This window comes from Pseudomonas sp. LBUM1657, from assembly GCF_059716075.1.
The window spans coordinates 4,544,513-4,562,865 of the sequence record NZ_CP166799.1; the positions used below are offsets into that span (position 1 = coordinate 4,544,513).

At 61.3% G+C, this 18,353-nt stretch carries 20 protein-coding genes; 15 read left to right on the forward strand and 5 right to left on the reverse strand.

Annotated elements, in window-relative coordinates; all coding sequences use genetic code 11:
• Positions 1 to 3 precede the first annotated feature (3 nt).
• From ssuD to ACA055_RS20945, 3 genes are all read left to right on the forward strand, one after another.
• A complete protein-coding gene (gene ssuD / locus ACA055_RS20935; RefSeq protein ID WP_497680380.1) occupies positions 4 to 1,149 on the forward strand; it encodes an FMNH2-dependent alkanesulfonate monooxygenase in 1,146 nt (381 codons plus the stop codon).
• Between the two features lie 134 nt (positions 1,150 to 1,283).
• On the forward strand, positions 1,284 to 2,471 hold the full coding sequence (locus tag ACA055_RS20940; RefSeq protein ID WP_497680381.1) for an acyl-CoA dehydrogenase family protein: 1,188 nt from the start codon (positions 1,284 to 1,286) through the stop codon (positions 2,469 to 2,471).
• A 12-nt stretch (positions 2,472 to 2,483) separates the two neighbouring features.
• The gene (locus tag ACA055_RS20945) at positions 2,484 to 3,587 is read left to right on the forward strand and encodes a sigma-54 interaction domain-containing protein (protein WP_497680382.1); all 1,104 of its coding nucleotides are present in this window, start codon (positions 2,484 to 2,486) and stop codon (positions 3,585 to 3,587) included.
• Here ACA055_RS20945 and ACA055_RS20950 read toward each other — a convergent pair.
• Positions 3,584 to 3,949 carry an antibiotic biosynthesis monooxygenase gene (locus tag ACA055_RS20950; protein WP_497680383.1) on the reverse strand — a complete coding sequence of 122 codons (366 nt, stop codon included), beginning with the start codon at positions 3,947 to 3,949 and terminating at the stop codon, positions 3,584 to 3,586. The genes ACA055_RS20945 and ACA055_RS20950 overlap by 4 nt on opposite strands.
• A 95-nt stretch (positions 3,950 to 4,044) precedes the next feature.
• Between ACA055_RS20950 and soxR the strand changes: the two genes are divergently transcribed.
• The 4 genes from soxR (at position 4,045) to ACA055_RS20970 (ending at position 7,498) form a co-directional block, all read left to right on the forward strand.
• Positions 4,045 to 4,512, forward strand: coding sequence for a redox-sensitive transcriptional activator SoxR (gene soxR / locus ACA055_RS20955; protein ID WP_497680384.1), 468 nt, complete (start codon positions 4,045 to 4,047; stop codon positions 4,510 to 4,512).
• A gap of 431 nt (positions 4,513 to 4,943) precedes the next feature.
• The gene (locus ACA055_RS20960; RefSeq protein ID WP_497680385.1) at positions 4,944 to 5,402 is read left to right on the forward strand and encodes a VOC family protein; all 459 of its coding nucleotides are present in this window, start codon (positions 4,944 to 4,946) and stop codon (positions 5,400 to 5,402) included.
• A gap of 227 nt (positions 5,403 to 5,629) precedes the next feature.
• Positions 5,630 to 6,505 (forward strand): alpha/beta fold hydrolase, encoded by an 876-nt coding sequence (locus tag ACA055_RS20965; RefSeq protein ID WP_497680386.1) that lies wholly within the window; start codon positions 5,630 to 5,632, stop codon positions 6,503 to 6,505.
• Positions 6,506 to 6,547: 42 nt separating this feature from the next.
• Positions 6,548 to 7,498 (forward strand): LysR substrate-binding domain-containing protein, encoded by a 951-nt coding sequence (locus ACA055_RS20970; RefSeq protein WP_497680387.1) that lies wholly within the window; start codon positions 6,548 to 6,550, stop codon positions 7,496 to 7,498.
• Positions 7,499 to 7,616: 118 nt separating this feature from the next.
• Here ACA055_RS20970 and leuD read toward each other — a convergent pair whose 3' ends face one another.
• Both leuD and leuC read right to left on the reverse strand, forming a co-directional pair.
• Entirely contained in the window at positions 7,617 to 8,231 is a 615-nt protein-coding gene (gene leuD / locus ACA055_RS20975) for a 3-isopropylmalate dehydratase small subunit (protein WP_497680388.1), read from the reverse strand.
• On the reverse strand, positions 8,228 to 9,649 hold the full coding sequence (leuC, locus tag ACA055_RS20980; RefSeq protein ID WP_497680389.1) for a 3-isopropylmalate dehydratase large subunit: 1,422 nt from the start codon (positions 9,647 to 9,649) through the stop codon (positions 8,228 to 8,230). Before leuC ends, leuD begins: the two co-directional genes overlap by 4 nt.
• 423 nt (positions 9,650 to 10,072) lie before the next feature.
• On the opposite strand from leuC, the gene ACA055_RS20985 reads away from it, so the two are divergent.
• Genes ACA055_RS20985 through ACA055_RS21020 form a run of 8 tightly spaced genes read left to right on the forward strand, consistent with a single transcriptional unit; the run spans position 10,073 to position 16,381 of the window.
• On the forward strand, positions 10,073 to 11,284 hold the full coding sequence (locus ACA055_RS20985; RefSeq protein ID WP_497680390.1) for a PepSY-associated TM helix domain-containing protein: 1,212 nt from the start codon (positions 10,073 to 10,075) through the stop codon (positions 11,282 to 11,284).
• On the forward strand, positions 11,281 to 11,823 hold the full coding sequence (locus ACA055_RS20990; protein ID WP_497680391.1) for a PA2404 family protein: 543 nt from the start codon (positions 11,281 to 11,283) through the stop codon (positions 11,821 to 11,823). Before ACA055_RS20985 ends, ACA055_RS20990 begins: the two co-directional genes overlap by 4 nt.
• Positions 11,820 to 12,149: a hypothetical protein gene (locus ACA055_RS20995; RefSeq protein WP_497680392.1), complete on the forward strand. Its 330-nt coding sequence runs from the start codon at positions 11,820 to 11,822 to the stop codon at positions 12,147 to 12,149. Before ACA055_RS20990 ends, ACA055_RS20995 begins: the two co-directional genes overlap by 4 nt.
• Positions 12,146 to 12,718, forward strand: coding sequence for a DUF6162 family protein (locus ACA055_RS21000; RefSeq protein WP_497680393.1), 573 nt, complete (start codon positions 12,146 to 12,148; stop codon positions 12,716 to 12,718). Before ACA055_RS20995 ends, ACA055_RS21000 begins: the two co-directional genes overlap by 4 nt.
• 35 nt (positions 12,719 to 12,753) lie before the next feature.
• Entirely contained in the window at positions 12,754 to 13,683 is a 930-nt protein-coding gene (locus tag ACA055_RS21005; protein ID WP_497680394.1) for a metal ABC transporter substrate-binding protein, read from the forward strand.
• Positions 13,680 to 14,510 (forward strand): metal ABC transporter ATP-binding protein, encoded by an 831-nt coding sequence (locus ACA055_RS21010; protein ID WP_497680395.1) that lies wholly within the window; start codon positions 13,680 to 13,682, stop codon positions 14,508 to 14,510. Before ACA055_RS21005 ends, ACA055_RS21010 begins: the two co-directional genes overlap by 4 nt.
• Positions 14,510 to 15,409, forward strand: coding sequence for a metal ABC transporter permease (locus ACA055_RS21015; RefSeq protein WP_497680396.1), 900 nt, complete (start codon positions 14,510 to 14,512; stop codon positions 15,407 to 15,409). Before ACA055_RS21010 ends, ACA055_RS21015 begins: the two co-directional genes overlap by 1 nt.
• Positions 15,410 to 16,381, forward strand: coding sequence for a metal ABC transporter substrate-binding protein (locus ACA055_RS21020; protein ID WP_497680397.1), 972 nt, complete (start codon positions 15,410 to 15,412; stop codon positions 16,379 to 16,381).
• A 179-nt stretch (positions 16,382 to 16,560) separates the two neighbouring features.
• On the opposite strand, the gene ACA055_RS21025 is transcribed toward ACA055_RS21020, so the two are convergent.
• Positions 16,561 to 16,788, reverse strand: a complete 228-nt coding sequence (locus tag ACA055_RS21025; RefSeq protein ID WP_497680398.1) for an MbtH family protein — start codon at positions 16,786 to 16,788, stop codon at positions 16,561 to 16,563.
• 81 nt (positions 16,789 to 16,869) lie between these two features.
• Positions 16,870 to 18,282 carry an aspartate aminotransferase family protein gene (locus ACA055_RS21030; RefSeq protein ID WP_497680399.1) on the reverse strand — a complete coding sequence of 471 codons (1,413 nt, stop codon included), beginning with the start codon at positions 18,280 to 18,282 and terminating at the stop codon, positions 16,870 to 16,872.
• Positions 18,283 to 18,353 lie beyond the last annotated feature (71 nt).

Sequence of the window (18,353 nt, forward strand, 5' to 3'; positions counted from 1 at the left end):
TTCATGGATGTTTTCTGGTTTCTGCCCACCCACGGCGACGGCCATTACCTGGGCACGACCCAAGGCGCGCGCCCGGTGACCCTCAACTACCTGAAACAAGTGGCGCAAGCTGCCGACAGCCTTGGCTACCACGGCGTGCTGATTCCCACTGGACGTTCCTGCGAGGACTCGTGGGTGATCGCCTCGGCCCTGGTGCCACTGACCGAACGCCTGCGTTATCTGGTGGCGATTCGACCGGGGATCATCTCGCCGACAGTCTCGGCCCGCATGGCCGCCACGCTGGATCGCTTATCCAACGGCCGTCTGCTGATCAACGTGGTGACCGGTGGCGACCCCGACGAGAATCGTGGCGACGGCATCTTCCTCGATCACAGTGAACGCTACGAAGTCACCGATGAGTTCCTGAAAATCTGGCGCCGGGTGCTGCAAGGTGAATCGGTGGATTTCGAAGGCAAACACCTGCAAGTGCAGAACGCCAAGGCGCTGTATCCACCCGTGCAGAAACCCTATCCGCCGTTGTACTTCGGCGGTTCATCAGAGGCGGCCCATGAACTCGCCGCCGAGCAGGTCGATGTCTACCTGACCTGGGGCGAGCCACCGGCTGCCGTGGCGGAAAAACTCGCCGATGTCCGTGAGCGTGCAGCACGCAACGGGCGCACGGTGAAGTTCGGGATTCGCTTGCACGTGATTGTTCGCGAGACCGCCGAAGAGGCCTGGAAAGCCGCCGACAAATTGATCGAGCACATCAGCGACGACACCATCGCCGCCGCGCAGAAGTCGTTCTCGCGGTTTGATTCGGAAGGTCAGCGACGCATGGCGGCTTTACATGACGGGCGTCGCGACAACCTGGAGATCTCGCCCAACCTGTGGGCCGGCGTCGGTCTGGTGCGCGGTGGTGCCGGGACGGCATTGGTGGGCGGTCCGCAGCAAGTGGCGGCGCGGATCAAGGAATACGCGGACCTGGGGATCGAGAGTTTCATCTTCTCTGGTTATCCGCACCTTGAAGAAGCCTATCGCTTTGCCGAGCTGGTGTTCCCGCTGTTGCCGGAACCGTACGCCAGCCTTGCCGGGCGCGGCGTCACCAACCTCACCGGGCCGTTTGGCGAAATGATCGCCAATGATGTGCTGCCTGCCAAAGCCACGGCCTGACCACGCAATACCTGTGGGAGCGGGCTTGCTCGCGAAAGCGTCCGTACAGTCGACATTTATTTTGAATGTTACGACGCCTTCGCGAACAAACCCCTCCCACAGGGGATTGTGTCGATATCCATAAGGAACCCCGCGTGACTGCCAAGCCGCAAAACGCCCTGTTAACTCCGTTGCAGACCGCCCGCCAGTTGGCCGCTGAGTTTGCCCTGACCGCCGTCGAGCGTGACGAGCGCGGCGGCACGCCCAAGGCTGAACGTGACGCGCTGCGCCAAAGCGGCCTGCTGGCGTTAAGTATTCCCGTCCAGTTCGGCGGCCTCGGCGCGAGCTGGAGTGAAACCCTGGGTGTCGTGCGAGAGTTCGCCAAGGTCGACAGTTCGATTGCCCATGTTTTTGGCTTTCATCACTTGATGCTCGCCACCGTGCGCCTGTTCGCCCGGCCCGAGCAGTGGCAACCGTGGTACGAACAGACCGCCCGCAAGAACTGGTTCTGGGGCAACGCCCTCAACCCGCTGGACACCCGCACCGTGGTGAAAAACCTCGGCGGCTGGCGTGAATTTTCCGGCAAGAAAAGCTTCTGCTCCGGTGCCAGCGATTCGCAAATGCTGATCGCCTCGGCGGTGGACGAAAGCGCCGGCGGCAAACTGTTGATCGCCGCCATCCCCAGCGGTCGCAGTGGCATCACCCTGCACAATGACTGGAACAACATGGGCCAGCGCCAGACCGACAGCGGCAGCGCGACGTTCGAACGGGTGCGGGTCGAAGAGTCAGAATTGCTGCTCGACCCGGGCCCGCTGAGCACACCGTTCGCTTGCCTGCGGCCATTGATTGCCCAACTCACCTTTACGCACATGTTCCTCGGCATCGCCGAAGGTGCCTTCGAGGAAGCGCGGCAATACACCCTTACCGAAACCCGTCCGTGGCACAAATCCAGCACTCAGGACGTGCGACAGGACCCTTATGTACTCGGCCATTACGGCGAATTCTGGGTCGCCCTCGAAAGCGTTCGACTGCTGGTGGAGCGTGCTGCCGGGTTGCTCGACAAAGCCTGGGCCAAAGGTCCGAATCTCAGCGTCGAGGAACGCGGACATCTGGCAACCGCCATCGCCACAGCCAAGGTCGCCGCCACGCGAAACGGCCTGGAAATCTGTAACCGATTGTTCGAGGTCACGGGTGCCCGTTCCACCCACGCCTCGCTGCGACTGGACCGCCACTGGCGCAACCTGCGCACGCAAACCCTGCACGACCCGGTGGATTACAAACTCCATGAACTGGGTGACTGGGCACTGAACCAGTCCCTGCCGATTCCAACCTTCTATTCATAGAGATTGCCTCCCATGCAGCTCCTGACCTTACCGCCCTCGCCCGCCCTGGCCACTTCGATCCGCGCCACTGCCCAGGTGTTCGAAGACCCGAAATCCCAAGCCTTGCTCGCGCATTTACAGCAGGTCGCACCGAGTGAAGCCAGCGTGCTGATCATCGGCGAAACAGGCACCGGCAAGGAGCTGGTGGCGCGGCATATCCACAACCTCAGCGCCCGGCGCAACCGGCCATTCGTGGCAGTGAACTGCGGCGCGTTCTCCGAATCCCTGGTGGAAGCCGAGCTGTTCGGTCATGAAAAAGGTGCCTTCACCGGTGCGCTGAGCGCCAAGGCCGGCTGGTTCGAAGAGGCCGACGGCGGCACGTTGTTCCTCGATGAAATAGGCGATCTGCCGATGGCAATTCAGGTCAAGTTGCTGCGAGTTTTGCAGGAACGCGAAGTGGTGCGACTGGGTTCGCGCAAGAGCATTCCCATCGACGTGCGTGTGCTCGCGGCAACCAACGTGCAACTGGAAAAAGCCATCAACGCCGGGCACTTTCGCGAGGACCTGTATTACCGCCTCGACGTGGTCAGCCTGGAATTGAGCCCGCTTCGCGATCGCCCCGGTGACATCCTGCCGCTGACCCGGCATTTCGTCGAAGCCTACAGCCAGCGTCTGGGCTACGGCACCATCACCATCAGCAAAGAGGCCGAACTGAAACTGCGCAGCTACAGTTGGCCGGGCAACATCCGCGAACTGGAAAACGTCATTCACCACACCCTGCTGATCTGCCGCAACGGCGTGATCGAACGCGATGACCTGCGCCTGTCGAACATGCGCATCGAGCGTCAGGACGATTACCACAACAACGTCGACGACTCAGCGCAAGCCTTGCTCGACCGCGCCTTTCAGAAACTCTTCGAGGAACAGGCCGGCGCGCTGCACGAGAAAGTCGAAGACGCGCTGCTGCGGGCGGCCTATCGCTTCAGCCATTACAACCAGGTACACACCGCCGCCCTGCTCGGCTTGAGCCGCAACGTGACGCGCACGCGGCTGATCAAGATCGGCGAGCTGGCGGTGAACAAGCGCCGACCCACGGAAAACGTACAGGGCGAGCGCCTGATGCAGCTGTCGATCTAACTCACTAGATTGCAATGCAGCGCGTTGTCGTGGCTGCGTTCCAGACTGTGCAGCACCTGGAACGAGCCGAAGGTCACGGTTTTCGCCTGATGAGCGCGGATCAGTTGCCAGAAATCCTGTTCGCCGCTTTCAAAACTCTGAAACGCGGCCTCCCCCGCCTCGCGGGATTGCCATTGCAGGTAATTGAGTACCCGCCGGCCGTCGTCGCTGGTCTGGATACTGGCGCTCAGAAAACCTGAGTAGCGCTGGGCCAGGCGTTCGGTTTGTGCCGACAGCGCCGACACCAATGCGGGTTGCTGGTGAGGTTCGATCTCGAATTCGATCAGTTGGGTGAAGCTGCGATTTTTTTCTGGCGCTTGCATGAATAGCCCCCACTCATACGTAAGACGGATCTTGCGATCCGAAGGCGTGCAGGGTAAAACCTCGAGTTAACTAGAGGTCAAGAGGCATTTTTAAAATGATCACCTCGGAAAACCTGCACAAGGAACTGACCGTCGGCCAAGTGGCTGCGCGCAGCGGCGTGGCGGTGACAGCGCTGCACTTTTACGAGTCCAAGGGACTGATCAAAAGCCAACGCAATCAAGGCAATCAGCGGCGATACCCACGGGAAGTATTGCGGCGGGTGGCACTGATCAAAGTGGCCCAGCGGCTGGGCATTCCCTTGGCGGAGATTGGCGAGGCGCTCAAGTCCCTGCCGGATAACCGCGCACCGACGGCGGAGGACTGGAAGGTGTTGTCGGCGCAGTGGAGTCGGGATCTGGATGAACGGATCAATCAGCTGACCTTGCTGCGGGACCGGCTCAATGGCTGTATCGGGTGCGGGTGTCTGTCGATGGAGGCGTGTCCGTTGCGTAATTTTGGCGATGTGCTGGGGGAACAGGGGCCGGGGGCGCAGCTGCTTGAGTCGCAGACCGATCGGAAATAGCGGTGCGGCGTTCGCGAGCAAGCCACGCTCCCTTCGGCTTCGTCGGCGATCGATGGGCGGCCGCTGGGTTGATCGGATAAACGGCAGACTCAGACATACAAGACTCTCGGCACCAGTGATGACGAGAGTCATTGCAGCTTCTGTGCCGAGCGCCAAAGCCAATGACTTCGGGCGACTCAAGGCTATCCCCATGACTTCACGGTGATGAACCCGAACAATCTGTTGCTTCGCTGTTCATGGTTAAACAGTGGCGTTATTGCTCGAATCACGCCTGCAGGCGCTGCCGCAGACTTCGAACTTTTGTGAACTTGGCGAGTGCTGAAGATCAAAAATCAAGAGATCGCAGCCTTCGGCGGCACCTACAATTATCGAGTTGCCGCAGACCAGCGATTCAATCTCATCAACTCACGACAAGAACAGGGAGATCCATCATGAGTATCAAACCTATTCCAGAGGGTTATCACAGCATCACGCCTTATCTGGGCATTCAAAAAGCTGCCGAAGCCATCGAGTTCTACAAGAAAGCCTTTGGCGCTACCGAAACCATGCGCCTGGCCATGCCCGACGGCGGTATCGGCCACGCCGAACTGCGCATCGGTGATTGCCCGATCATGCTGGGCACGCCGTGCGATCAGGGTCCACTGAGCAATCCTGACAATTCCCCTTCCGTGGGGCTGCATTTGTATGTGAACGATGTGGACACGTCTTTTAAACAGGCCATTGATGCCGGTGCAACGGTGGTGTCCGAGGTCAAGGATCAGTTTTATGGCGACCGCACGGGGACTTTGAAAGATCCCTACGGCCATCTGTGGTTTCTGGCCACGCACAAGGAGGACTTGTCTCAGGAGCAGATTGAGCAGCGGGCCAAGGAAATGTTTCAGCAGGGTTGAGATTTTCGGTACCTGACAGGGCCCTTTCGCGAGCAAGCCCGCTCCCACATTGGCTTTGTGTACACCGCAGATCCAATGTGGGAGCGGGCTTGCTCGCGAAGAGGCCCGCACAGACACCGCACCGCCCTCCTTGTACACATTTCATGAACAGGCACACCACGCTTCACACCTTGCCGTAAGCACCCAGGGATTTCAGGATGGCGGCATCTATTGCAAGGAGTCACCCCATGTTCGCCGGATTCCTCAAAGACGAGCGCCACGTCAACGGTGTGGATATTGCTTACCGCATCGGCGGCAGCGGGCCGGGCTTGTTACTGCTGCACGGCCATCCGCAGACCCACGTCATCTGGCACAAGGTCGCCGAACAACTGGCCGAACACTTCACCGTGATCGCCGCCGACCTGCGCGGTTACGGCGACAGCGGAAAACCGCCGGCCAACGATCACCACACCCACTATTGCAAACGCGAAATGGCCAAGGACGGCGTCGAGCTGATGAAGTCCCTGGGTTTCGACCGATTCTCGGTGCTGGCCCACGACCGTGGTGCCCGCGTCGCTCATCGCCTGGCGCTGGATCATCCCGATGCCGTGCAGCGCATGGTGCTGCTCGACATCGCGCCGACCCTGTCGATGTACGCGCAAACCAACGAAGCCTTTGCCCGTGCCTACTGGCACTGGTTTTTCCTGATCCGCCCGGCGCCGCTGCCGGAAACCCTGATTGAAGCTGACCCCGAAGCCTATCTGCGCAGCGTGATGGGTAGCCGCAGCGCCGGGCTCAAGCCGTTCACCCCTGAAGCCTTTGGCGAATACCTGCGCTGCCTGAAACTGTCGGGCACCGCACGCGGGATCTGCGAGGACTACCGCGCCAGCGCCAGTATTGATCTGGACCACGACCGCGCCGATATCGCGGCCGGTCGGCACGTGAACCTGCCATTGCTGGTGTTGTGGGGCGCTGAAGGCACGGTCGGGCGTTGCTTCGAACCGCTCAAGGAATGGCAACACGTCGCCACCGATGTCCGCGGAAAAGCCTTGCCCACCGGTCATTACATCGCCGAAGAAGCGCCTGAACTGCTGCTCGCCGAAGTGCTGGGTTTCCTGCGCTGATCCCCGGGTTTTACTGCCGGATTCCCCTGTTGCGGCGATGCTATGCTGGCGGCTCATGCCGCCAGTGTTCGCTCTGACATGACCATCAAGAAAGACACCGTGCCCCTACCCGAAGACCTGCGCGTATTGCTCACCGTCATCCGCAAGAGCGGTTTCGCCGCCGCCGCGGATGAACTGGGCCTGTCGCCCGCCTACGTCAGCAAACGCATCCAGATTCTCGAAACCACCCTCGGCACCCGTCTGCTGCACCGCACCAGCCGCCGCATCGCCCTCACCGAAGACGGCGAGCGGGTCCAGCGCTGGGCCTTGCGGATTCTCGATGACTTTCAGCAACTGCATGACGAACTCTCCGACGCCCATGACAGTCCGCGCGGGCGTCTGCACCTGTGCACCAGTTTCGGTTTCGGGCGCATTCACGTGGCGCCGGCCCTGTCGTTACTGGCCGAACGTTATCCCGACCTGGAGATTCGCCTGGACTTGTTCGACCGGGTGGTGGACATCGTGAGCGAAGGTTTCGACCTGGAGATTCGTGTCGGTGATGACATTCCCGGTCAGCACATCGGTCGGCGGCTGGTGACTAACCGACGGGTACTGTGTGCGGCGCCGGCGTATCTGCAACGTCGGGGTATGCCTGAAACACTGAGCGATCTGGAGCAACACGACTGCCTGGTGCTCAAGGAACGGGACAACGCGTTCGGCGTGTGGAATCTGGAGCGTGACGGGGTTCAGGACAGCGTGCGGGTCAGCGGGCCGTTGTCGTCCAACAGCGGGGAGATTGTCTTGCAGTGGGCACTGGATGGGCGCGGGGTGTTGCTGCGCTCCTTGTGGGATGTGAAACCGCTGCTGGACCAGGGACTGTTGGTCCAGTTGCTGCCGGCGTACACCCAAAGCGCCAACGTCTGGGCGGTGTACCCGACGCGGCTGGCGTATTCCGGAAAGTTGCGGGCGTGTGTGGAGTTTTTGCAGGAGCATTTCAAGGGGTTGTCGGTGTAGCCAATGCAATCCAACCTGTGGGAGCGGGCTTGCTCGCGAAAGCAGTGGGCCATTCAACATTGATGTCGACTGAACCACCGCCTTCGCGAGCAAGCCCGCTCCCAAAGGGGATTTGCGTTTAGCTTAGCCAGGGGTTGGCGGTCAGATGCTCGCGTTCGAAAAGTTTGATTTGGTCGCTACGCTGAAGCGTGCTGCCGATGGCATCGAGGCCGAGCAACAGTGAAGTCTTGCGCAAGGTGTCGATGTCGAACGCGATAACCTGCCCGTCCTGCAGTCGAATCTGCTGCGACTCGAGATCCACATCAATCTGCGCACTGTCAGGTTGACTGACCACCCGACCGAGGCGCTGCGATTGCGATTCTTCCAGGGTGATCAACAACACCCCGTTACGCTGGCAATTGTCATAGAAGATCCCGGCAAAACTGCTGCCGATCAGCGCCCGGATACCCATCTGTTTCAAACCCCAGACCGCATGTTCCCGGCTCGATCCGCAGCCGAAATTCGGCCCGACCACCATGAAGCTCGCGCCCTGCCACGCCGGCTGGTTCAGTACGAACTCAGGGTTGAGCGAACCATCCGGAAAAAACCGCAGATCGAAAAAAAAGCCGCGATCCAGCCCCTTGCGGTCGATGCCCTTGAGAAACTGCTTGGGCATGATCACGTCGGTGTCGATGTTGGCCGCCAGCATCGGCGCGGCCTTGCCGCTGACCTGGGTGAAAGGTTGCAGGCTCATGGGCGGTCTCCGAAGTGTCGGATGTCGGTGAGGCGGCCGGTGATCGCAGCGGCGGCGACCATGGCCGGACTCATCAGGTGAGTGCGGGCGCCAGCGCCCTGTCGGCCTTCAAAATTGCGGTTGGTGCTGGACGCGCAGCGGTCGCCGGGCGCCAGCACGTCATCGTTCATGGCCAGGCACATCGAACAACCGGACTGCCGCCACTCGAACCCGGCGTCGATAAAGATCGCCGCCAGCCCCTCGGCTTCGGCCTGGTTACGGACTTCGGTAGAACCGGGCACGATCATCGCCCGCACATGCTTGGCGACTTGTTTGCCACGCACGACGCTGGCGGCATCGCGCAGGTCTTCGATGCGCGCGTTGGTGCACGAGCCGATAAACGCGTGGCTGATGACGATTTCGCTCAGCGGCATGCCCGCTTCCAGGCCCATGTAGTTCAGGGCGCGGCGCATGTCCTGCCGCAGAATCAGGTCGCTGACGTCTTGCGGATCAGGGACGCGAGCACCAATCGGTGCGGCCTGATCCGGGCTGGTGCCCCAGGTCACCATGGGCTCCAGAGCGCTGGCGTCCAAATGAACCTCACGGTCGAACTGGGCGTGCGAGTCACTGTGCAAGGCGCGCCATTTCTCGACGGCGCGCTCCCACAACTCGCCTTTGGGCGCGCGGGGCTTGCCCTTGAGGTAGGCGAAGACTTTTTCGTCCGGCGCCATGAATGCGCCCCGGGCGCCGGCCTCCACGGCCATGTTGCAAATGGTCATGCGTGCTTCGACGCTCAGGGCATCGATGGTCGAACCGCAAAATTCGATGGCATAACCAGTGGCACCCGACGCGCCGATCCGGCCGATCAGCGCCATGATCACGTCCTTGGACGTCAGCCCCGGTGCCAACGCGTTCTCAACTGTCACGCGCATGCTTTTCAGGCGTTTGTAGACCAGAGTCTGGGACGCCAGCAGGTGTTCGATCTCGGATGTACCGATGCCGAAGCCGAACGCACCGAGAGCGCCATACGTGGAGGTGTGACTGTCACCCGCGGCAATCACCATGCCTGGCAGGATGAAGCCCTGCTCCGGTGCAATGACGTGTTCGATGCCTTGGCGCTTGTCGAGGATGTCGAGCAGTTCGATGCCGAAATCCCGGCAGTTCTCCGCCAGATACGACACCTGCCGCGCGCCTCCGGGGTCGGGCATGGCGGCGGTGCGTACCGGTGCCGTAGGGTTGACGTGATCCACCACCGCCAACGCGGTTCCGGCACGCCAGACCCCGCGTTTGGCCTCGCGCAAACCGCTAAAGGCCTGGGGGCTGGTGTATTCGTTGATGACTTGCCGATCGATGTACAACAGGACATGGCCCTGGTCATCGAGGCGACACACCGTATGAGAATCGATGTGTTTGTCGTAGAGGGTTCTTGCTGGGGTCATGGGTGTGCTCGCTCAGGCTCGCGGGTGACAGGCGTCTGCGCTCCATCTTAGGGAGTGGCCCGAACCCATCAATGGCCTGAAAGTGATCCCGTGAACCATGTTTCGTGTTGGATCGACGCACCACCTTCATCAAATGTGAAAACAGAACCTGTGGGAGCGGGCTTGCTCGCGAATGCGATCTGTCTGACATAGTGATGTTGGATGTTCCGACGCCTTCGCGAGCAAGCCCGCTCCCACAGGGTGATGCGTTGCAGGAACGCGAAACATTTTCTTTCATATAGCCCTTCGGGATTTTCGATGCTCATCCGTCTTATATAGATGCAGTCAGACCGCGTAGGCAAAAGCCACGGCCGGACCTTTCATGGACCTCCTCGCTACGAAGCCCGCAGCAGAGGCCCTCTCATCGAAACAAGACCTTTAATCATGTCGAAGAAATCCCGTTCAAAACTCTGGTTTCTGGTCCATAGCTGGCTCGCGCTGCCGATCTGGTTTTTCGTGCTGATCGTCTGCGTGACCGGCACCCTGGCGGTGGTCAGCCAGGAAATCGTCTGGCTGGCCAACCCGCAAATGCGCGCCAGCCAACCCTCCGACGATGCGCCGCTGCTCAACTACGACCAGATCATCGCCGCCATCAAAAAGGCTGAGCCCAACACTCTCGTCGAGTCCATCAGTCGTCCCGACGAATCGCACTTTGCGCTGGATGTGGAGGTCAGCTACCCCGACGGGCGCTCCGTGACGGTCTACGTCAACCCGTACACCGGCGATATTCAGGGCACGGCCCCGCAATTCAATTTCAAGGCATTTACCCGCGCCCTGCACGGCTGGTGGCTGGTGCCGTTCACCAATGGCTACAGCTGGGGCTGGTACCTGGTGTCGTTCCTCAGTCTGCCAATGCTGGCGTCGCTGGTGACCGGGCTGGTGGTCTACAAGCGCTTCTGGAAAGGCTTCTTGCGACCGACCTTGCGCATTCGTCACGGCGCACGGATTTTCTGGGGCGACTTTCACCGCCTCAGCGGCATCTGGTCGATCTGGTTCATCGCGGTGATTTCCGTCACCAGCACCTGGTTCCTGATTGAAGCGTTCATGTTCGATAACCAGGTTTCAATTTCCACGGCGCCAGTGGCATTGGTGGTCCCGCGCGAAGGCGTGCCGGTAACCACCGATGGCTCGCCGGCGCCGATGATCAGCCTGGAGGCCGCGATTGCGCAGGCCAAGGAACGCATTCCCGGCTTGGAAGACAGCTTTGTCAGCCTGCCTGCCAACGCCTATAGCTACCTGTCGGTTGGCGGACGCAGTTGGTATCCGTTGATGTTCCAGACCGCCGAGGTCAACCCCTACACCGGTGACATCGTCGCCACCCGCTTGCTGTCGGACCGCTCTGGCCTGGAGCTGGTGACCGAATCCATGCGGCCGCTGCACACCGGCGATTTCGGCGGTCTCTGGATCAAACTGATCTGGTTCTTCTTCGGTCTGCTCCTGAGCATGATGGTCCTCAGCGGCCTGCTGATCTGGACCAAGCGCACCGCTCTGGCCACGGCCAATGCCCTGAAGCGCAGCAACAAGCGTCCACGCGCTGCCGACATCGATGAAACCGCTACGGCCAACAGCCGCGAGACAACGGAGATCAGCCAATGAGCCTGTTCATCGCGGAAAAACCGGCTTCAAAGCTAAGCCGTTTCTGGCACAAATGGCGCTTCCACATCAACGTTCTGCTGTTGCTGGTTCCCCTGGGTTTCATGCCCAAGTACTTCGCCGATGCCGCGCTGTTTCGCGGTGACACCGGTCTGGGTGAGCGGGAAATCGGTGAGGTTCAGGTCGGGCCGTGGAGCGTGCGCCTGGCCGAGTTGCGCAACGAAGCACCGCGGCCCGATGGCCCGGCCGGTTACATGAAGAACTTCAACGCGGCGCTGTGCGACAGCTGCCGCGACCAGGTCAAGGCGACTTACCTGCGCATCGGCAAACCGCGCAGCCTGCGCGCCGCCGGGGTGATTTTCTTCGGCACGCCGTACCGCATGGGCGCGATGCTGCCGATCCCGGAAAAAACCAAGGCCGACGCCGAGCTGTGGATCACCATGGAAGGCTGGGATGGCGCCATGCATCAGGCGTCCATTCCTCTGAGTCAGGCCTCCCCCGCTACCCTCGCCTGGCTGAATACACAAGGAGGCAAACCATGATCAACGCTATCCGTCCTCTCAGCGCCGCGTTGCTGGTGCTGTGCGCCGGTTTCAGCGCCAGCGCCCTGGCCCACAACCCGATGTGCGAGTGCAAGGCTATCGACGCCGAACAGATTCAATGCACCGGCGGTTTTTCCGATGGCAGCGGCGCGCCGGGGGTGACTCTGGACGTGATCGGCTATGACGAGACCATCCTGGTACCGGGCAAACTGGGCGCCGATTCGACCCTCACTTTCAAGAAACCCGGCGCCGAGTTCTACGTGCTGTTTGATGCCGGCCCCGGCCACGTCGTCGAAATCGACCAAGCGGACATCCAAGCCCCATGACTACGCCCACCACGCAAGTCGTCCGTCCGGCCGGTGCCGGCCATGAAACCCTCTATGTCTTGCTGTTGTGCCTGATGATCCTGGCGGTTGCCGGCTCGGTGGTTGCCTGGCGCGGCGAGTCCCAGGAAGTGAATAGCGTGAGCAGCCATCAGCTGGATGCGCGCCGCGATTTGAGCGCCTCCGAGCAAGGCATCTACGCCGATTTGCGCGTGACCCTGGACGAGATTCATCTGCTGCGCCAGGAACAACAAGTGCTCCCCGCCCCGGCAGCCCTCGCCGAGGAAGGCTTTGCGCCGTTCGCTCAGGATGCCAGTTCCGTCAGCCGTGGCGGCCATGCCTGGCAGTTGCTCGAGGCCAAGGCCTACTTCGGGCAGAGCCAGACGCCCACCGTGGCCGGTTCGTTTCTGATGCGCCTGACCGCCGATGACGACGCTCCGGACGTCTGGCTCAACCGCGGCAAAGCCCTCACCGCCCCGACAGACCTCACTGACGCTGCGCTCGAAAGCGCCGGCTGGCAGCAGATCGTCGCGCAATTCGATGCCGGCGTGACCCGCCAGCACCGGCACTGAACCCTCGCCTTCACCCGAGAGAAGACCGCTTTCCCATGCCAATTTCATCTCAACGTCGTCCCTTCTTGCGCGTGCTGCTGGTCGGCCTGTTGGCCACTCTGCTGACACCCCTGGCCAGTGCCGAGGAGGCCAAGCGCCTGCGCATCGGCATTACCCTGCACCCTTATTACAGCTACGTGGCCAATATTGTCGGCGATAAGGCCGAGGTGGTGCCGCTGATTCCGGCCGGTTTCAACCCCCACGCCTACGAGCCCCGGGCCGAAGACATCAAGCGCATCAGCGGGCTGGACGTGGTGGTGCTCAACGGCGTCGGCCACGATGACTTCGCCGATCGCATGATCGCCGCCAGTGAAACGCCGAATGTCGCGGTGATCGAAGCCAACGAAAACGTGCCCCTGCTGGCCGCTACCGGTGTCGCCGCCCGGGGCGCGGGCAAGGTCGTCAACCCGCACACGTTCCTGTCGATCAGCGCCTCAATTGCCCAGGTCAATAACATCGCCCGGGAACTGGGCAAACTCGACCCGGCCAACGCCAAGACCTACACCCAGAACGCCCGCGCCTACGGCAAACGCCTACGCCAGATGCGCGCCGACGCCCTGGCGAAACTGACCCAGGCGCCGAACGCCGAACTGCGGGTCGCCACCGTGCACGCCGCTTACGACTACTTGCTGCGCGAGTTCGGCCTGGAAGTGACCGCCGTGGTCGAGCCGGCCCACGGCATCGAACCGAGCCCGAGCCAGCTGAAAAAAACCATCGACCAACTGCGTGAACTGGACGTGAAAGTGATCTTCTCGGAGATGGATTTCCCATCCAGCTATGTCGACACCATCCAACGCGAATCCGGCGTGAAGCTGTACCCGCTGTCGCACATCTCCTATGGCGAGTACACGGCTGACAAATACGAAAAGGAAATGACCGGCAACCTCAACACCGTGGTCCGGGCGATTCAGGAGTCGGGAAAATGACGGCTAAAGAAACCATCAGCGAATCCTCTGTGGGAGCGGGCTTGCTCGCGAAGACGCCCGGTCAGTCGCCATCATCCTTGAATGACACACCGCAATCGCGAGCAAGCTCGCAGGTATCGGGCCCGACCCTGGAGTTCGCCGACGTCAGCCTAACCCTCGGGCGCACGACGATCCTCGACAACGTGACCTTTCAAGTCCAGCCCGGCAGCGTGCATGCACTGGTCGGCCCCAACGGTGGCGGCAAGAGTTCGCTGATCAAAACCCTGCTCGGGCAGATGCCCCATCAGGGTCGCTTGAGCCTGCAATGGCCTGGCACTCCGGGGACCATCGGCTATGTACCACAGGCGCTGGAATTCGACCGGGGCTTGCCGATGACCGTCGACGATTTCATGGCCGCCATGTGCCAACGACGTCCGGCTTTTCTCGGTTTGAGCAAGCACTACGCCGCAGCGATTGGCGAGGCGTTGGAACGGGTTGGCATGCAGGACAAGCGCAAGCGACGCATGGGCGCGCTGTCCGGTGGTGAGCGCCAGCGGGTATTGCTGGCGCAGGGGCTGATCCCGTCGCCGCAATTGCTGGTGCTCGACGAGCCGATGTCGGCCCTCGATGAGGCGGGCATCCGTGTGTTCGAACGGCTGCTCGGCGACTGGCGCACCGCTGGAATCACCGTGCTGTGGATCGAGCATGATCTGGAAGCGGTCGGGCGTCTGGCGGATCGCGTCACCGGGCTCAATCGCCGGGTGTTGTTCGATGCCACGCCGCAACAGGCTCTGACACCGGATCGCTTGCTGACCCTGTTTTCCACTCATCCACGGAGCGCTGCCTGATGAGTTACGAAGCCTTTCGTTTGATGGTCCAGGGTTGGGCCTCGGCGGGTTATCTGCCCGAAGCGCTGGCCTATGGATTTGTGGTCAACGCACTGCTCGCCGGGTTGCTGATCGGTCCGGTGCTGGGCGGGTTGGGTACGTTGGTGGTGGTCAAGCGCTTCGCGTTTTTCTCCGAAGCGGTAGGTCACGCAGCGCTGACGGGCGTGGCCATCGGCATTCTGCTCGGCGAACCCTACACCGGGCCTTACGGCAGCCTGTTCGGTTACTGCCTGCTGTTCGGCATTCTGCTCAACTACCTGCGCAACCGCACCGGCCTGGCCCCGGACACGTTGATCGGCGTCTTTCTTTCCGTGTCGTTGGCACTGGGTGCCAGCCTGCTATTGACTCTGGCGGGCAAGATCAACGTGCACATTCTGGAAAACGTACTGTTCGGCTCGGTGCTGACGGTCAACGGCAATGACTTGCTGGTGCTGGCCATCGTCGGTTCGCTGGTGATGGCGCTGGCCTTGCCGCTGTATAACCGCATCATGCTGGCCAGTTTCAACCCGCAACTGGCGGCGGTCCGTGGCGTGGCGGTGAAGACCCTGGATTACCTGTTCGTGATTCTGGTGACCTTGATCACCGTTGCGGCGGTAAAAGTCATCGGCGCAATTCTGGTGGGCGCCCTGCTGGTAATTCCGGCGGCAGCGGCACGCTTGCTCAGTCAGTCGCTCAAGGGCTTCTTCTGGTGCTCGGTGTTGATTGCCACGGTCAGTACGCTGTGCGGGATTCTCGCGCCGATTGTCTTCGACCTGCCTATTCCGTCTGGCGCCGCGATCATTCTGGTGGCCGGTATTGCCTTCGCCCTGTCTGCCATTGCACGCGGCGTCGTTCCAAGTCTGAAAGGGAACCTCGGATAAATGTCTTTTTCTCTGCGTCAACTGACCCTGGCCGTGGCCCTGTGCGGGCCCGTTTGTTTCAGCGCGTTCGCCACGGATACTTTTGAACCGATGCGCCTGGTGGCCAATCAAGGCGTCGGCAATACCGCGCTCTTCGCTTCGACCTCCACTCACAAAATACTGGTTCTGGCGGCGTTGCCCGTGACGTATGGTTTGGGCGCATTGCTGCTGGAAGGCACCGACATCAAGATCGAGCGTGCGGCTCCGGCCAATCTTCCCGGCAGCCGTCAGACCGCTTATTTCACCGGTCGCGGTGCGCCTGCACTGGCCAAACTGGCGACTGACGCCGATGCGGTGATTGGTCTGCGCTCTTTGTGGCCCGATGATCCGTTGTACCCGAATGCTCGTCGCAGCAACATCCGCATCATTGAAATCGATGCCGCACGCCCGGTGGATGGCGCCCTGCCCGGCATCGCTGTGCAGCCTGACAACAAGGTCGATGGCTTGAACAGCCAGCCATGGTTTTCCAGCAACAACATGGGCCGCATGGCAGATGTGATAGCGGCAGATCTTGTACGCCTGGCGCCCGACGCCAAGCCGAAGATCGAGAGCAACCTGGCGGCGCTCAAGCAGCGTTTGCTCAAGTTCAGCGCCGACAGCGAATCGCGTTTGGCCAGTGCCTACAACCTCAGTGTGATGAGCCTGAGCGATCACTTTGGCTACCTGATCGGCGGTCTCAACCTGGAGCTGATCGGTCTTGATGCTCGGCCGGATGCCGAGTGGACACCTGAAGCGCTCAAACAATTGGGCGCGATGCTCAAGGACAATGATGTGGCGGTCGTGCTGCATCATCGGCAGCCGTCGGACGCGGTGAAAGCGGTGATTGCCGAGGCTGGCAGCCGGTTGGTGGTGTTGAGTGTCGATGCGGCGGATCCGGTGGCCGAGCTTGAAGGGAATGTGGATTTGGTGATCAAGGGGTTGAGCGGCGTTTGAATCAGTTGCACCGCGTTATCGTTCTTCGCGAGCAAGCCCGCTCCCACAAGTTTTGCATCACACACAAATCCCCCATTGGAGCGGGCCGCGATATTCGCCTGACAGGCAACAAAAATCCCAGACCAGAAAAAGCCCGCTGACCTTACCGGTCCAGCGGGCTTCTTTTTTGCGCGGTGACTTTAGTGAATCACAGCCGCCTGTTCTTCCATCTTCTGACGCAGGCTCAGCGGGCGCATGTCAGTCCAGGTTTCCTCGATATAAGCCAGGCACTCTTTCTTCAGACCACTCTTGCCCACGGTGCGCCAGCCTTCTGGCACGGCCTTGTAGTCGGGCCAGATCGAGTATTGCTCTTCGTGGTTGACTACGACCTGAAAGAGGATGTCCTCGCGGTCGAATACTGACGTCATGGTGTTTCTCCATCGCTGTAGGGTGGGCTGCACTGCGTGCGCAGCCGGTATGTAGAAGGAACGTTCCAGGTGCCGGAAAATTTAGAGGCTGGCGGTGGCAGCGGCCATGGCCCGGCCGAAAATCTCCGCGACCCTGTCGATTTCCGCAGCGGTGATCACCAGCGGCGGCAGGAAACGCACCACGCCACCGTGGCGGCCACCCAGTTCCAGGATCAAACCTCGCTTGAGGCACTCACGCTGCACCAATGGCGCCAGACGCCCGAAAATCGGTGGATGTCCCTGTGCATCCGGCGCGCCGGTCGGATCGACCAGTTCGACGCCGAGCATCAGGCCGCGGCCGCGAATGTCACCCAGTTGCGGGAAGTCCCGTTGCAGGATGCGCAGGTGCTCGCTCAAGCGTTCGCCCATGGCGGCGGCGTGTTCGCAGACCTTGTGTTCAACCAGGTAACGCATCACCGCGGAGCCCGCGGCCATGGCCATCTGATTACCGCGGAAGGTTCCGGCATGAGCGCCTGGCAGCCAGGTGTCGAGCCAGTCGCGGTAGACCACCACCGCCAGCGGCAGGCTGCCGCCGATGGCTTTGGACATCACCACCACATCCGGAATGATCCCGGCGTGCTCGAAGGCGAACATCTTGCCGGTGCGGGCAAAACCGCTCTGAATCTCATCGACGATCAGCGCCACGCCAGCCTTTTCGGTGATGCGTCGCAGGCCGCGCAACCAGTCGAGATCAGCGGGGATTACCCCGCCCTCGCCCTGCACCACTTCGACGATTACCGCTGCCGGCAATTGCACCCCGGCCTCAGGATCATTGAGCAGGTTTTCCAGATAATTCAAATTGACCTGTACACCCCGCGCACCGCCGAGACCGAACGGGCAGCGGTAATCGTAGGGGTACGGCATGAACTGCACGCCGCTGCTGAGCAAGGCGCCCAACGGCTTTTTCGGCCCCAGGCTGCCCATCAGGCTCAGCGCGCCCTGGCTCATGCCGTGGTAACCGCCCTGGAACGACAGCACAGTGCTGCGCCCGGTGGCGGTGCGTACCAACTTCAACGCAGCTTCCACCGCGTCGGTACCGGTCGGGCCGCAAAACTGGATTTTTGCTTCAGCGGCCAGGGCCGGCGGCAGCAAACCGAACAGGTCCTGAACGAATTGATCCTTGACCGGCGTCGTCAGGTCGAGGGTATGCAGCGGCAGCTCATCGGTCAGCACTTGCTGGATCGCTTCGATCACCACCGGATGGTTATGCCCCAAGGCCAGGGTCCCGGCGCCGGCCAGGCAATCGATGAACGTGCGGCCTTCAACGTCTTCGACATAAATGCCCTTGGCGCGCTTGAGTGCCAGGGGAATGCGTCGCGGGTAGCTGCGGGCATTGGACTCCTGCTGGCTCTGACGGGCCAACAACGGCGATTCGTTGAACTGATAAAGCGTCTCGGCCGGCGCCGGAGTGATCCGGGCCGACTGATCTTCCATAAGGCTGGTAGCGACTGACATCTCTCGACCCCTCAATACGCTGTTGATAGTGACCAAAACTGCACACCGGGCAGGTGCGCGTTCCGGTCATG

Bases quoted from the DNA above. Each gene is read 5' to 3' on its own strand.
- ssuD (WP_497680380.1), top strand. From the start codon at position 4: ATGGATGTTTTCTGGTTTCTGCCCACCCACGGCGACGGCCATTACCTG.
- ACA055_RS20945 (WP_497680382.1), top strand. From the start codon at position 2,484: ATGCAGCTCCTGACCTTACCGCCCTCGCCCGCCCTGGCCACTTCGATC.
- ACA055_RS20950 (WP_497680383.1), bottom strand. From the start codon at position 3,949: ATGCAAGCGCCAGAAAAAAATCGCAGCTTCACCCAACTGATCGAATTC.
- soxR (WP_497680384.1), top strand. From the start codon at position 4,045: ATGATCACCTCGGAAAACCTGCACAAGGAACTGACCGTCGGCCAAGTG.
- ACA055_RS20960 (WP_497680385.1), top strand. From the start codon at position 4,944: ATGAGTATCAAACCTATTCCAGAGGGTTATCACAGCATCACGCCTTAT.
- ACA055_RS20965 (WP_497680386.1), top strand. From the start codon at position 5,630: ATGTTCGCCGGATTCCTCAAAGACGAGCGCCACGTCAACGGTGTGGAT.
- ACA055_RS20970 (WP_497680387.1), top strand. From the start codon at position 6,548: ATGCTGGCGGCTCATGCCGCCAGTGTTCGCTCTGACATGACCATCAAG.
- leuD (WP_497680388.1), bottom strand. From the start codon at position 8,231: ATGAGCCTGCAACCTTTCACCCAGGTCAGCGGCAAGGCCGCGCCGATG.
- leuC (WP_497680389.1), bottom strand. From the start codon at position 9,649: ATGACCCCAGCAAGAACCCTCTACGACAAACACATCGATTCTCATACG.
- ACA055_RS20985 (WP_497680390.1), top strand. From the start codon at position 10,073: ATGTCGAAGAAATCCCGTTCAAAACTCTGGTTTCTGGTCCATAGCTGG.
- ACA055_RS20990 (WP_497680391.1), top strand. From the start codon at position 11,281: ATGAGCCTGTTCATCGCGGAAAAACCGGCTTCAAAGCTAAGCCGTTTC.
- ACA055_RS20995 (WP_497680392.1), top strand. From the start codon at position 11,820: ATGATCAACGCTATCCGTCCTCTCAGCGCCGCGTTGCTGGTGCTGTGC.
- ACA055_RS21000 (WP_497680393.1), top strand. From the start codon at position 12,146: ATGACTACGCCCACCACGCAAGTCGTCCGTCCGGCCGGTGCCGGCCAT.
- ACA055_RS21005 (WP_497680394.1), top strand. From the start codon at position 12,754: ATGCCAATTTCATCTCAACGTCGTCCCTTCTTGCGCGTGCTGCTGGTC.
- ACA055_RS21010 (WP_497680395.1), top strand. From the start codon at position 13,680: ATGACGGCTAAAGAAACCATCAGCGAATCCTCTGTGGGAGCGGGCTTG.
- ACA055_RS21015 (WP_497680396.1), top strand. From the start codon at position 14,510: ATGAGTTACGAAGCCTTTCGTTTGATGGTCCAGGGTTGGGCCTCGGCG.
- ACA055_RS21020 (WP_497680397.1), top strand. From the start codon at position 15,410: ATGTCTTTTTCTCTGCGTCAACTGACCCTGGCCGTGGCCCTGTGCGGG.
- ACA055_RS21025 (WP_497680398.1), bottom strand. From the start codon at position 16,788: ATGACGTCAGTATTCGACCGCGAGGACATCCTCTTTCAGGTCGTAGTC.
- ACA055_RS21030 (WP_497680399.1), bottom strand. From the start codon at position 18,282: ATGTCAGTCGCTACCAGCCTTATGGAAGATCAGTCGGCCCGGATCACT.